Below are 13,330 nucleotides of genomic sequence, written 5' to 3' on the forward strand. Positions count from 1 at the left end.
GACCGAAACCATGCCATCGCTCGAAAAGCCGCCGCTCGCTACCAGCACCATCAAATGGCGTTTCCCCGCCGTCCATCCGGAGGGGCATAAATATGTCCTGATCTCGGCCGGGCTCACGCTGCTGCTGACGATCGCGTCGCACATCCTGTTCTGGCCGATGGTCGGGCTCACGATCTGGGTCGCGGCGTTCTTCCGTGATCCGGTGCGCACCACGCCGCAGGGCGAGGGGCTGGTGGTCGCGCCCGCCGACGGGCTGGTCACCATGATCCAGCGCGTGCCGGTGCCGCGCGAGCTGGTGGGTACGCTCGGCGAGGTATCGCTGGTACGCGTCTCGATCTTCATGTCGGTGTTCGACGTGCACATCAACCGCGCGCCGATTGCGGGCACGATCCGTCAGGTGGTGTATATCTCCGGCAAGTTCCTCAACGCCGATCTCGACAAGGCGAGCGACGAAAACGAGCGCCAGCATTTCGTCGTGGAAGGCCGCGACGGGCAGATGATCGGTTTCACCCAGATCGCCGGGCTGGTCGCGCGGCGCATTCTGGGCTTCGTCAAGATCGGCGACATGGTTGCGGTCGGCCAGCGGATCGGGCTCATCCGGTTCGGCAGCCGCGTCGACGTGTTCCTGCCCGACGACGTAGCGCCGCAGGTGGCGCTCGGCCAGCGCAGCATCGCGGGTGAGACGGTGATCGGGCGGCGTCACGCCACGCCCGCGATCGGCGTCGCGCAGTGAGCGTCGCGCCAGCCCGCGGACCGATGCGCGGCATCGCGCGATGATGGCGCCGCGTCTCGGTCGCGCCCGGCGGATGCGTCGCGCATCGCAGGGGCTGCCGCTGCGTGCGGTCGCGCCCAACGCGGTCACCGCGCTCGCTTTGTGCTCGGGCCTGACCGGCGTGCGCTTCGCGATCGCCGGCGAATGGCAGAGCGCGGTCGCGATGATCATGGTGGCCGGCGTGCTAGACGGCATCGACGGGCGGATCGCGCGGATGCTTCACGGCGAGAGCCGGTTCGGTGCCGAACTCGATTCGCTCTCCGATGCGATCTCGTTTGGCGTGGCGCCGGCGCTGATCCTCTACCTCTGGTCGTTGTCCGAACTGCCGCGCGTCGGTTGGATCTGCTCGCTGATCCTGGCGGTGTTCTGCGCGCTCCGGCTTGCCCGGTTCAATGCCAAGATCGACGAAGCCGAACAGCCGCACAAATCGGCCGGCTTCCTCACCGGGGTTCCCGCGCCGGTGGGCGCGGGGCTCGCGATGCTGCCGATGTTCCTGTGGTTCTGGACCGACCAACCGCTCTTCGCTTCGCCCTGGCTCGTCGCACCATGGACGGCATTCGTGGCGACGCTGATGGTGTCGAGCGTGGCGACCTATTCCTGGTCGTCGATGCGCCTGCGCCGGAATATCCGGTTCGAGGCGCTCGCCGTTGTCGTGCTGCTCGGTGCGGCGCTGGTGTCCGCACCATGGCATACGCTCAGCATCGTGAGCCTATGCTATCTGGCGACGATACCGTTCAGCATCGCCGCCTATCGGCGGTTCAGGCGGCTGCGCGCATCCGGTTCACCGGTGTCGACAGCGGTGCCGTCGCCCAACGCCTGATCGCGATCCGGCGCTCGGCCGCGGCCAGCGTCTGGAGCGGCGCGAAAGCGGGTTCGACCCGGCCGGACGCGAGACGCAGGATACGGCGCCATTGCGGCGCGATGCTCGATGCGATCACCATGACAGCGACCGCGAAGGAACCCGAAAACAACAGCGCACTCAGAACCGAAACCATGTCCGCCTCCCTGGACGTAATTCGAAAACGAACGCGTTAACCAACCGAGATCAAACACCTATTCCAGGATTAAGTTCCCGGCTCCCTAGTGAGGCTATGAAAAAGCCCGAATAACTGGGGATAGGTTGCTGGCGGCGATCGGCAATCACGTTGCGAGCCCTTTATGTTCCTATTACGTTCCAGCTGTCAAGCGGTTGCATCGAGCGACGTAATCGGTTAAGGCGCGCGTCTCAAACCCGCATGGGAGGCATCATAGCCCGGTGCGCATCGGTTCGCCGACGCGTCATCCGCTTCCCAGAGGCACAACCGGAAGGAGTTATCCCTATGGCGGCACCTGTCGTCTCCATGCAGCAGCTCATCGAAACGGGCGCGCATTTCGGCCACCAGACGCATCGGTGGAATCCCAAGATGAAGCCGTACATCTTCGGCGATCGTAACGGCGTCCACATCCTCGACCTGTCGCAGACCGTGCCGCTGTTCGCGCGCGCGCTCGAATTCGTCAGCCAGTCGGTCGCCGGCGGCGGCAAGGTGCTGTTCGTCGGCACCAAGCGCCAGGCCCAGGAGCCCGTCGCCGATGCGGCGCGTCGCGCCGGCCAGCATTTCGTCAACCATCGTTGGCTGGGCGGCATGCTCACCAACTGGAAGACGATCAGCAATTCGATCAAGCGCATGAAGACGCTTGAGGAAATGCTGTCGGGCGACACCGTCGGCCTGACCAAGAAGGAAGTGCTCCAGCTCACGCGCGAGCGCGACAAGCTGGAACTGAGCCTCGGCGGCATCCGCGACATGGGCGGCGTACCCGACGTGATGTTCGTGATCGACGCGAACAAGGAAGAGCTGGCGATCAAGGAAGCCAACACGCTCGGCATCCCGGTCGTCGCGATCCTCGATTCGAACGTCAGCCCGGACGGCATCGCCTTCCCGGTTCCCGCCAACGACGACGCCAGCCGCGCCATCCGTCTGTATTGCGAGGCGATCGCGATCGCCGCGACGCGTGGCGGCCAGGAGCAGCAGCGCCGCAGCGGCGCCGATATCGGTGCGATGGACGCCCCGCCCACCGAGGCGGCGCTGAGCACAGATCCGATCGTGGAGCAGCCGCCTGTCGAGCCGGCGCAGGCCGAGCCGGCCCAGGCCGAGATGGCTGCCGAGGCCGAGCGCCAGATCGACGCCTGAGCCTTCGCATAAACGTCATGCGGGCGGGGTAGGGTAAGCGCCTTGCCTCGCCCGCAACCATATTCAGACCAATGAGGATGACAGACATGGCCGATATCACGGCAGCGATGGTCAAAGACCTGCGCGAGAAGAGCGGCGCGGGCATGATGGATTGCAAGAAGGCGCTGAACGAGGCCGGTGGCGACATGGATGCCGCCATGGACTGGCTGCGCACCAAGGGCCTGGCGGCCGCACAGAAGAAGTCCAGCCGCACCGCGGCCGAGGGGCTCGTCGGCGTCGCGGTGAGCGGCACCAGGGGTGCTGCGGTCGAGGTGAACTCGGAGACCGATTTCGTAGCCAAGAACGACCAGTTCCAGCAGTTCGTCCGCGAGGTCACCCAGATCGCGCTGGCGACCGGGGACAATATCGAGGCGCTTAAGGCCGAGGCGATGCCCTCGGGCACGACGGTCGCCGAGGTGCTGACCAACAACGTCGCCACGATCGGCGAGAACCAGTCGCTGCGCCGGGCCAAGCGCCTCGAAGTGAGCAAGGGCGCGGTCGTTCCTTACGTTCACAACCAGCAGTCGCCCGGCCTCGGCAAGATCGGCGTGCTCGTGGCGCTCGAATCGGATGCCTCGGACGAGGTGCTCCAGGCGCTCGGCAAGCAGCTCGCGATGCACATCGCGGCGGCTTTCCCGAAGGCGCTGAACGAAGCCGATCTGGACGAGGCCGAGATCGAGCGCGAGCGGGCGATCGCGACCGAGAAGGCCAGCGAATCGGGCAAGCCCGCCGACATCATCGCCAAGATGGTCGAGGGCGGCATCGCCAAATACCGCAAGGAGCATGCGCTGGTCAGTCAGCTGTTCGTCATGGACGGCAAGACCAAGATCAGCGACGTGGTGGCCAAGGCGGGCAAGGATGCCGGCACGACGATCGTGTTGAAGGACTATGTCCGCTTCCAGCTCGGCGAAGGCATCGAGAAGGAAGCCTCCGACTTCGCTGCCGAAGTCGCGGCGGTGAGCGGCGTGCCGCAGCCGACCGCCTGAGCCTCGTTCCCTCTTCGCGCGAGCGCGGAGAGGGTCCGTGCCGGCGGATGATCGGAAAGGGCATGGTGCGGACGCCGCGGCGCGCGCCATGTCCCTTTTGCGTCGGCGCGCCCGCCCGTTCGTCGCTCGGGGCGGGAATGCGTCGCGCCCGGTTGCTCCGGTGCATCGCCGCCCCTAAGGTCCGCGCGCGTCCCTGACCGAGTGCCTGCATGCCCCACAAGCGTATCCTGTTGAAACTTTCGGGCGAGGTCCTGATGGGCGAGAACGGTCTCGCGATCGATCCCGCCGTCACCGCGCGCGTCGCGAACGAAATCGCCGATGCCAAGGCCAAGGGCTATGAACTGTGCATCGTGGTCGGCGGGGGCAACATCTTCCGCGGGATCGCCGCCGCGGCCAAGGGCTTCGAGCGCGCCACCGCCGATTATATGGGCATGCTCGCCACCGTCATGAACGCGCTCGCGGTGCAGAACGCGCTGGAGCAGATCGGCGTCGATACCCGCGTCCAGTCCGCCATTCCGATGGCGAGCGTGTGCGAACCCTTCATCCGTCGCCGCGCCGAGCGGCATCTGGAAAAAGGCCGGGTGGTGATCTTCGCCGCCGGCGTCGGCAGCCCCTATTTCACCACCGATTCGGGCGCTGCGCTGCGCGCCGCCGAGATGAAGTGCGACGCGCTCTTCAAGGGCACCAGCGTGGACGGCGTCTATGATGCCGATCCCAAGAAGGTGCCGGGCGCGACCCGCTACGAAACCGTTACCTATGATGCGGTGCTCTCGCAGAACCTGCAGGTGATGGACGCGAGCGCCGTGGCGCTCTGCCGCGACAACCATATTCCGATCGTCGTGTTCAACATCCGCGAAGCCGGCAATCTGGCCGCCGTGCTCGCGGGCGATGGCGTGTCGACGACCGTGCAAAGCCAGGAGATGACCAATGCCCGCCTATGACAAGGCCGATATCGAACGCCGCATGGCCGGGAGCGTCGAGGCGCTGCGCCACGATCTGGGCGGCCTGCGCACCGGGCGTGCGGCGACCAGCCTGCTCGATCCGGTGACGGTCACCGTCTATGGATCGTCGATGCCGCTCAACCAGGTCGCGTCCGTCTCCGCGCCCGAGCCGCGGATGCTGTCGGTGCAGGTGTGGGACAAGACGAATGTCGGCCCGGTGGACAAGGCGATCCGCTCGGCGGGGCTGGGGCTCAACCCGATCGTCGACGGCCAGACGCTGCGCCTCCCGATCCCCGACCTGACCGAGGAGCGCCGCAAGGAGCTGGCGAAGCTGGCCGGCCAATATGCCGAAAAGGCACGGATCGCCGCGCGCAACGTGCGCCGCGACGGCATGGACTCGCTCAAGACCGACGAGAAGAAGGGCGTCTTCGGCGAGGACGAGCGCAAGCGCCACGAGACCGAGGTGCAGAAGATCACCGACGCCACGATCGCCGATATCGACGCGGTGTTCGCCACCAAGGAAAAGGAAATCCTCGGCAAGTGAACGCCGCGGCGCGTTCCGGTCGAACGGCGGGGCGGGGGCTTTGAGCTCCGCCGTCAAGCTGACGCCCGTTCCCGCGGGTGGTACGGTGCCGCGCCATGTCGCGATCATCATGGACGGCAACGGCCGCTGGGCGAAGAAGCGGATGCTGCCGCGGCTGGCCGGGCACCGGGCCGGGGTGGAGGCGGTGCGCCGCGTTACCCGCGCCGCGCGCGAGATGGGGATCGAGGCGCTGACGCTCTACGCCTTTTCCTCGGAGAACTGGCGCCGGCCCGAGGCCGAGGTAAGCGACCTGATGGGGCTGCTGCGGCTGTTCATCCGCAGCGACATCGACGAGATGGTCCGCGAGAATGTCCGGCTGCGGATCATCGGCGACTATCGGCGCTTCTCGCCCGATCTTGTCGCGTTGGTCGATGATGCGGTCGAACGGACGTCGCGCAACAGCGGGCCGATCCTGGCGATCGCGCTCAACTACGGGTCGCAGGCCGAGCTGGCCGGGATCGCCCGGCGCCTGGCCGAACGCGCGCGCGACGGCGAACTCGATCCGGCCGCGATCGATGCGGGCATGATCGAGGCCGCGCTCGACACCCATGCGCTGCCGCCGCTCGATCTCGTGATCCGCACCTCGGGCGAGCAGCGGCTGTCCAATTTCCTGCTGTGGCAGGCGGCCTATGCCGAATTGCTGTTCGTCGATACGCTCTGGCCCGATTTCGATGCCGAAGCGCTGGTCGCCGCGGTGGCCGCGTTCGGGCGGCGGCAACGCCGTTACGGCGGCCTGTGAGCACCGGGCCGTCCGACCTGCCGGTGCGTGCCGCGGCGGGGCTGGCGATGATCGCGGTGGCGATGCTCGCGCTCGTCGCCGGCGGGCTCCTCTTCTGGCTGCTCGCGGTGGTCGCCGGGCTGTTCATGATGGCGGAGTGGTGCGATCTCCACGCCATCCCGGCCAAGACGAAGCGGCTGGCGCTGTTCAGCCTGTCGGTGCCGCTGGCGATCATGGCGCCAATCGCGGCGGGGCCCGATTTCTTCGCGCTGGGGCTGCTCGCGGGGGCCGCGTTCTTCACCGTGATCGTCACGCGCCGCCCGGCGCTGGCGCTCGGCACCATCTATGTCGGGCTGCCGATCCTGGCGCTGCTGCTGCTGCGCCGCCAGCATGAGGGGATCGTCTGGACGCTGTGGGCGCTGGCGCTCGTCTGGGCGACCGATATCGGCGCCTATTTCGCCGGCCGCGCGATCGGCGGGCCGAAGCTCGCGCCGCGGATCAGCCCGGCCAAGACCTGGGCGGGGCTGGGTGGCGGCGTGCTGCTCGCTACACTGCTTGGCGCCGCGCTGCACGTGGCCTATGGCCTGCCGCTGCGCTTCACGCTCGCGACGCCGTTCCTTGCCGTGCTGGCGCAGGGCGGCGATCTCTACGAAAGCTGGCTGAAACGCCGCGCGGGCGTGAAGGACAGCGGCACGCTGATCCCCGGCCATGGCGGCGTGCTCGACCGGCTCGACGGCATCGTCCCGGTGGCGCCGGTTGCCGCCTTTCTGGCCGTCCTTCCCACGATACTCATCTGGCTGACATGAAGACCATCACCATTCTCGGCGCGACCGGCTCGGTCGGCACCTCGACGCTCGACCTGGTGGAGCGCGAGCCCGATGCGTTCCGCGTCGTCGCGCTCACCGCCAATACCGATGTGGCGAAACTCGCCGCCGCCGCGATCCGCACCCGCGCCGAACTGGCTGTGGTCGCCGACGCGGCGTGCCTGCCGGCCTTGCGCGAGGCGCTGGCGGGCACCGGGATCCAAACGGCGGGCGGTGCGGAGGCGGTGTGCGACGCCGCGCGCAGCGGCGCGGACTGGACGATGGGCGCGATCGTCGGCTGTGCGGGGCTGAAGCCCGTCATGGCGGCGATCGAGGGCGGCCGCACCGTGGTGCTGGCCAACAAGGAGCCGCTGGTGTCGGCCGGCGACGTGATCCTCGCCGCCGCCGCGCGATCGGGCGCGACGCTGCTGCCCGCCGACTCCGAGCACAACGCGATCTACCAGTGTTTCGATTTTGCCCGGCCCGAGCGCGTGCGGCGGATCATCCTGACCGCGAGCGGCGGCCCGTTTCGCGACTGGACGCTCGACGCGATGCGCGGCGTGTCGGTCGAACAGGCGGTGGCGCACCCCAATTGGTCGATGGGCGCCAAGATCTCGGTCGATTCGGCCACGATGATGAACAAGGGGCTCGAGCTGATCGAGGCTGCCCGGCTGTTCCCGGTGGATGACGACCGGATCGAGGTGGTGATGCACCGGCAGTCCGTGATCCATTCGATGGTCGATTATGTCGACGGATCGATGCTGGCGCAGCTTGGCCCCTCGGACATGCGCGTGCCGATCGCGCACACGCTCGCCTGGCCCGACCGGATGGCGACCCCGATGGCGCCATTGGACCTGGTGGCGATCGGGCGGCTCGATTTCGAGAGCGTCGATCCGTTGCGCTTTCCCGCGATCCGGCTGGCGCGCGAGGCGCTGGCGACCGGCGGCGCGCGGCCCGCGATCCTGAACGCGGCGAACGAGGTGGCGGTGGCGGCGTTTCTCCGCCGCCGGATCGGCTTCCTCGAAATTGCCGCAATCGTCGAGCATATCCTCGATCGTTACGACCCGGCCGCGCCGGAGACGCTCGACGCGGTGCTCGCGATCGACGCGCACGCGCGGGTCCTGGCGGGCGAGCGTGTCGAGGATGGCGTGATTTGATCCAGACTCCGGGAATTCTGCTGACCATTGTCGCGTTCGTGTGCGTCATCGGGCCGCTCGTGTTTGTCCACGAGATGGGCCATTATCTCGCCGGCCGGATGTTCGGCATCAAGGCGGACGCGTTCGCGATCGGCTTCGGCCGCGAGGTGGCGGGCTTCACCGACCGGCGCGGCACGCGGTGGAAGTTCGGCTGGCTGCCGCTCGGCGGCTATGTGAAGTTCGCGGGCGACATGAACGCGGGCAGCCAGCCCAGCGCCGACTGGCTCGCGCTTCCCGCCCTCGAACGCCAGCGGACGTTCCAGGCCAAATCCGTATGGCAGCGCGCGATCGTCGTGGCGGCGGGGCCGGTCGTCAATTTCATCGTCGCGCTGCTGATTCTCGCCGGCTTCGCGCTCGCTTATGGCGATGTGCGCATGCCGCCGGTCGTAGGCGCGGCAGTCGCCGGCAGCCCCGCCGCGACGGCGGGGCTGATGCCCGGCGACCGGGTCATCGCGATCGGCGGCCGGCCCGTCGACACGTTTGACGACATCGCACGCTATGTCCGCATCCGTGCAGGCGAAACGGTCGCGATCGATCTCGATCGGCGCGGCGCGCGGCTGACGCGCAGCGTCACCGTCGCCATCGATCACGAACGCGACCGGTTCGGCAATGATTACCGGATCGGCCGGTTGGGGATCGAAGGACCGCGCCCGGTGATCGTGCCGGTAAGCGTGGTCGAGGCGCCGATCGTCGCGGTGCGGCGCACCGGGCAGATCGTATCGATGATGGTCGAGACGCTGGGGCAGGTGGTAACCGGCCGCCGATCGGTGAAGGAACTCGGCGGCCCCTTGAGCATCGCCAAGGTGTCGGGCGAACAGTTGAGCCTGGGTGTCGGCGCGTTCGTGTTCCTGATCGCACTCGTCTCGATCAATCTGGGGTTCATCAACCTGCTGCCAATACCCATGCTCGATGGCGGCCATCTGTTCTTCTATGCGATCGAAGCGGTGCGTCGGCGCCCCGTCGAGCCGCATGTTCAGGAATGGGCCTATCGTGGCGGCCTTGCCGCGATCCTTGCGCTGATGCTGCTCGTGACGTTCAACGATCTGGGCAGCTTCGGACTCTGGAAAGGGCTTGCCGGGTTGATTGGTTGACGCTGTTGGGGCAGGGCGGCGAACGCAGGGGTCGGTGCGGCTTATCTTGGGTGGGTTTTCAGTGACAGCGATGAACGGTTCCTCTTTCGGCGTGCGCGCTGTTGCCCTGCTTCTCACGGGAAGCATGCTGGCAGGCCTGTCCGTCCCCGCCGAGGCCCAGCGCGGCGGTGGCGGCGGTCGTGGTCGCGGCGGACCGCCGAGTGCCGGGCGCCCCGCTGCGGGCCCCGTTCGCGCGCTGCCGGCGGCCGGACCTACGGGTCCCGCCATCACCGTCACCGATCCCAACGCGCTCACCATCAAATCGTTGCGCGTCGAAGGATCGCAGCGCATCGAACCGGAAACGGTGTTGTCCTACACCCGCCTTCACGTGGGCGCGAAATACAATGCGGAATCGCTCGATCAGGCGCTGAAGGACCTGCAGGCGAGCGAACTGTTCGCCGATTACTCGATCAGCGGCGTCGAGACCGGCGACATCGTCCTGAAGGTGCGCGAGAACCCGATCATCAACCGGGTGATCCTGGAGGGCAACAAGCGCATCAAGGAAGACAAGATCAAGAAGGAGATCAAGCTCGCGCCGCGGCAGATCTTCACGCGCACCGCCGTCCGCCAGGATATCGCGCGCATCATCGAACTGTATCGCCGTCAGGGCCGTTTCGCTGCCTCGGTCGATCCCAAGATGGTCAATCTCGACCAGAACCGCGTCGACGTGGTGTTCGAGATCACCGAGGGGCCGAAATCCAAGGTCGAGCAGATCAACATCATCGGCAACCATGTGTTTTCCGACGACAAGATCCGCCAGCAGATGGCGACCAAACAGTCGCGCTTCTTCCGCCTCCTGTCCTCGAACACGTCCTACGATCAGGATCGGCTGGCCTATGACCAGCAGAAGCTGCGCCAATTCTACCTGACCGAAGGCTATGCCGATTTCCGCGTGACCTCCGCGGTGGCCGAGCTGACGCCGGACAAGAAGGACTTCATCATCACTTACGTGTTGGAGGAGGGGCCGCGCTACAAGTTCGGCGACGTGACCGTCGACAGCGACATCCGCGATTTCGACAACAAGAAGCTCGCCGCCTCGCTGCCGATGAAGAAGGGCGACTGGTACAACGCCAAGCAAGTCGAGGATTCGGTCGATCAGCTGAACCAGGCGACCGGCTTGTTCGGCTATGCCTTCACCGATACCAATCCCGAGTTCCAGCGTGACAAGGACACGCTGACGATGGGGATCAACTTCCACATCGCGCAGGCGCAGCGTTCGTATATCGAGCGCATCGTCATCAACGGCAACACGCAGACGCAGGACAAGGTGATCCGCCGCGAGATCCGTCTGGCGGAGGGCGATGCGTTCAACAGCTTTCAGGTGAAGCGCTCGCAGGACCGGATCAACTCGCTCGGCTATTTCCAAGACAAGTTTGAGATCAAGCAGAACCCGGGCTCGTCGCCCGACCGCGTTCAACTCGAGGCGAATGTCGAGGAGAAGTCGACGGGCGAGCTGCAGCTTTCGGCGGGCTATTCGAGCCTGGAGCGTTTCATCATCCAGGCGAACATCACCCAGCGCAATTTCCGCGGCAAGGGCGAGGAGCTGCGCGCCGGCGTCAACTATTCGAGCTATTCAAAGTCGATCGAGCTGGGCTTCACCGAGCCCTATCTGTTCGACAAAAACATCGCGGTCGGCGGCGACATCTTCCGCCGGGACTATAACTCGTTCAACTATGCCGGCGACACGCGCCAGACGACCTATAGCCAGGTGTCGACGGGCTTCCAGCTTCGCGCCGGCCTGCCGCTCACCGAATATTGGTCGCTCGCGGGCCGCTATGGCCTGTCCTACGATCAGGTCAGCCTCGACAAGGACACCTATTACACCAATGGCGTCTGCGATCCGGCGATCGCAGGCCGCTATCTCTGCGAAGCGCTCGGCAACCGCATCACCTCGTCGGTCGGCGCGTCGTTGATCTACGACAGCCTCAACAGCCGCCTGCGCCCGACCGCGGGCAAGCGCTTCTCGATCAGCGAGGATCTCGCGGGGCTCGGCGGCGACGTGCATTATGCGCGCACCCGGATCGAGGCGTCCAAGTACAAGAATATCGGCAGCGGCTTCATTCTGTCGGCGGTGGGCGAGGCGGGCTATATCCACTCGTTCGATGGCCCCGATGCGCGGATCACCGATCGTTTCTATCTCGGCGAGCCGCAGTTCCGCGGCTTCGACATCCGCGGCGTCGGACCGCGCGTGCAGCGCGTACAATATACCGGATCGGTGGCGACGGGCGATCAGCTTCTGACCACGTCGAAAGACAGTCGCGTCGACGACGCGCTGGGCGGCAACAAATATTATCTCGGCCGGATCGAACTCGAACTGCCGCTCGGCTCGGGCGCGCGCGAACTCGGGTTGCGGCCGTCGATCTACGTGCAGGCCGGCTCGCTCTGGGGTCTGCGGACGCCCGCAGTGAACGGCACGTTCCCGCAGGCACTCAATCCCGATGGCAGCCTGGCGTACAACAAGGACGGGTCGCCCTCGCTGCTGCCGCTCACGCGCAACGTCACGTCGAACGGGCAACAGGTCTATACCAATTCCGATCCGCTCACCAACGGCACGACCAGCGGGACGATCGTCTACACGACCTGCGCGGTGGGATCGTCCTCGACCTATGGCGGCACCTGCGTCGGGACGATGGCCAACACCCCATATACGACCACCACGACGCCGGTGTACGAACGCTATTACGGCAGCAACGCCACGCCGCGCATCTCGATCGGCATCGGCGTCAACTGGAACTCGCCGTTCGGCCCGCTGCGCATTGATCTCGCCAAGGCGATCCTCACCCAGCCGGGCGACGATCCCAAGCTCATTACCTTCAACGTAGGGACACAGTTCTGATGACCATCAAGACGCTTCTTCTCGCCGCCGCTCTCGCTACGCCCGGCCTCGTCGTCGCCAGCCAGGCGAGCGCGCAGGTCAACGGCGTCGGCGTTGCCGATTTCCAGGCCGCCGTTGCCAACACCAAGGCCTGGGCCGCCGCGCGCACCCAGATCGAGACGACCTACAAGGCGCAGATCGATCAGTCGAATGCACGCCGCGCCGCACTGCAGGCCGAGCTTCAGCCGATGGTGACCAAGTTCCAGGCCGCGCAGGCCGCGCCGGGCGCGACCCAGGCGTCGCTCCAGCCGCAATATCAGGCGATCCAGGCGCGCGAGGCGTCGGCCCAGCAGGAACTGAACCGCATCACCGCGCCGGTCCAGCGTGCGCAGGCCTATGCCATCGAGCAGATCTCGGGCCATATGAACGAGGCCGTTCAGGCCGCTGTGCGCGCCAAGAACGTCAGCCTGCTGCTCCGTCCGGAAGCCGCCTCGTTCGCCCAGCCGGCGGCAGACGTGACCCCGGCGATCACCGCCGAGCTCGACCGCGTCGTGCCGAGCGTCGGCATCACGCCGCCGGCCGGCTGGCAGCCCGGCCAGAACGGTGCCGCCGGTGCGGCGCCCGCCGCCACGGCGCCGGCGGCGCGCGCCACCCCCGCAGGCCGCGCGACGGGCCGGTGAGCGAAGCCGCCGAGGGCCGCGCCGCCATCGGTCCGCTCGATATCGGGCGGGTGATGGCGGCGCTGCCGCACCGTTATCCGATGCTGCTGGTCGATCGGGTCGAGACGCTCGTCCCCGATCGGTCGATCGTCGCGATCAAGGCGGTGACGATCAACGAGGGCTTCTTCCAGGGCCATTTCCCGGGGCGGCCGATCATGCCCGGCGTGCTGATCGTCGAGGCGATGGCGCAAGCCGCGGGGATCCTGGCGGTGGAATCACTCGGGCTCGCCGGCTCGGGCAAGCTCGTCTATTTCATGGCGATCGATGGCGCGAAGTTCCGCAAGCCGGTCGAACCGGGCGTGCTGCTCTCGCTCGAGGTGGCGTTCGTGCAAAAGCGCGCCACGGTCTGCAAGTTCGCCGGCGTTGCGAAGATCGCGGGCCAAGTGGTTGCGGAAGCGAACTTCACCGCCATGATCGCCGATCCGCCGGCCAGCGCCTAGGCGCCAACTTCGCCAACTTT

The 13,330-nt window shown here is 66.8% G+C and carries 14 protein-coding genes; 13 read left to right on the forward strand and 1 reads right to left on the reverse strand.

Annotated features, from left to right (window positions below; genetic code table 11):
• Positions 1 to 10 precede the first annotated feature (10 nt).
• A complete protein-coding gene (locus OXQ95_RS04555) occupies positions 11 to 733 on the forward strand; it encodes a phosphatidylserine decarboxylase (protein WP_267380199.1) in 723 nt (240 codons plus the stop codon).
• A gap of 40 nt (positions 734 to 773) precedes the next feature.
• The gene (locus OXQ95_RS04560; RefSeq protein WP_267380201.1) at positions 774 to 1,592 is read left to right on the forward strand and encodes a phosphatidylcholine/phosphatidylserine synthase; all 819 of its coding nucleotides are present in this window, start codon (positions 774 to 776) and stop codon (positions 1,590 to 1,592) included.
• Here OXQ95_RS04560 and OXQ95_RS04565 read toward each other — a convergent pair.
• A complete protein-coding gene (locus tag OXQ95_RS04565; protein WP_267380203.1) occupies positions 1,531 to 1,767 on the reverse strand; it encodes a hypothetical protein in 237 nt (78 codons plus the stop codon). The two genes, OXQ95_RS04560 and OXQ95_RS04565, sit on opposite strands and share 62 nt — an antisense overlap.
• Positions 1,768 to 2,091: 324 nt before the next feature.
• Here OXQ95_RS04565 and rpsB point away from each other — a divergent pair, with 324 nt between their 5' ends.
• The 11 genes from rpsB to fabZ all read left to right on the forward strand — a co-directional run bounded on the left by rpsB (position 2,092) and on the right by fabZ (position 13,310).
• The gene (gene rpsB, locus OXQ95_RS04570) at positions 2,092 to 2,940 is read left to right on the forward strand and encodes a 30S ribosomal protein S2 (RefSeq protein WP_267380204.1); all 849 of its coding nucleotides are present in this window, start codon (positions 2,092 to 2,094) and stop codon (positions 2,938 to 2,940) included.
• An 86-nt stretch (positions 2,941 to 3,026) separates the two neighbouring features.
• Complete coding sequence (tsf, locus tag OXQ95_RS04575) at positions 3,027 to 3,965, forward strand: translation elongation factor Ts (protein ID WP_267380206.1); 939 nt, start codon at positions 3,027 to 3,029, stop codon at positions 3,963 to 3,965.
• A gap of 209 nt (positions 3,966 to 4,174) precedes the next feature.
• Positions 4,175 to 4,906 carry a UMP kinase gene (gene pyrH / locus OXQ95_RS04580; RefSeq protein ID WP_242095698.1) on the forward strand — a complete coding sequence of 244 codons (732 nt, stop codon included), beginning with the start codon at positions 4,175 to 4,177 and terminating at the stop codon, positions 4,904 to 4,906.
• Complete coding sequence (gene frr, locus OXQ95_RS04585) at positions 4,893 to 5,450, forward strand: ribosome recycling factor (protein ID WP_242095697.1); 558 nt, start codon at positions 4,893 to 4,895, stop codon at positions 5,448 to 5,450. The genes pyrH and frr overlap by 14 nt, the downstream gene beginning before the upstream one ends.
• A 109-nt stretch (positions 5,451 to 5,559) precedes the next feature.
• The gene (locus tag OXQ95_RS04590) at positions 5,560 to 6,228 is read left to right on the forward strand and encodes an isoprenyl transferase (protein WP_242095925.1); all 669 of its coding nucleotides are present in this window, start codon (positions 5,560 to 5,562) and stop codon (positions 6,226 to 6,228) included.
• On the forward strand, positions 6,225 to 7,013 hold the full coding sequence (locus OXQ95_RS04595; RefSeq protein ID WP_267380209.1) for a phosphatidate cytidylyltransferase: 789 nt from the start codon (positions 6,225 to 6,227) through the stop codon (positions 7,011 to 7,013). Before OXQ95_RS04590 ends, OXQ95_RS04595 begins: the two co-directional genes overlap by 4 nt.
• The gene (gene dxr / locus OXQ95_RS04600) at positions 7,010 to 8,167 is read left to right on the forward strand and encodes a 1-deoxy-D-xylulose-5-phosphate reductoisomerase (protein ID WP_267380210.1); all 1,158 of its coding nucleotides are present in this window, start codon (positions 7,010 to 7,012) and stop codon (positions 8,165 to 8,167) included. Before OXQ95_RS04595 ends, dxr begins: the two co-directional genes overlap by 4 nt.
• Complete coding sequence (rseP, locus tag OXQ95_RS04605) at positions 8,164 to 9,297, forward strand: RIP metalloprotease RseP (protein WP_267380212.1); 1,134 nt, start codon at positions 8,164 to 8,166, stop codon at positions 9,295 to 9,297. Before dxr ends, rseP begins: the two co-directional genes overlap by 4 nt.
• Positions 9,298 to 9,367: 70 nt before the next feature.
• A complete protein-coding gene (gene bamA / locus OXQ95_RS04610; protein ID WP_267380214.1) occupies positions 9,368 to 12,172 on the forward strand; it encodes an outer membrane protein assembly factor BamA in 2,805 nt (934 codons plus the stop codon).
• Positions 12,172 to 12,831, forward strand: coding sequence for an OmpH family outer membrane protein (locus OXQ95_RS04615; RefSeq protein ID WP_242095693.1), 660 nt, complete (start codon positions 12,172 to 12,174; stop codon positions 12,829 to 12,831). Before bamA ends, OXQ95_RS04615 begins: the two co-directional genes overlap by 1 nt.
• On the forward strand, positions 12,828 to 13,310 hold the full coding sequence (gene fabZ, locus OXQ95_RS04620) for a 3-hydroxyacyl-ACP dehydratase FabZ (protein ID WP_267380216.1): 483 nt from the start codon (positions 12,828 to 12,830) through the stop codon (positions 13,308 to 13,310). The genes OXQ95_RS04615 and fabZ overlap by 4 nt, the downstream gene beginning before the upstream one ends.
• Positions 13,311 to 13,330 lie beyond the last annotated feature (20 nt).

Origin of the sequence: Sphingomonas sp. GC_Shp_6 (genome assembly GCF_026540835.1) — a bacterium.
Lineage (GTDB): Bacteria > Pseudomonadota > Alphaproteobacteria > Sphingomonadales > Sphingomonadaceae > Sphingomonas.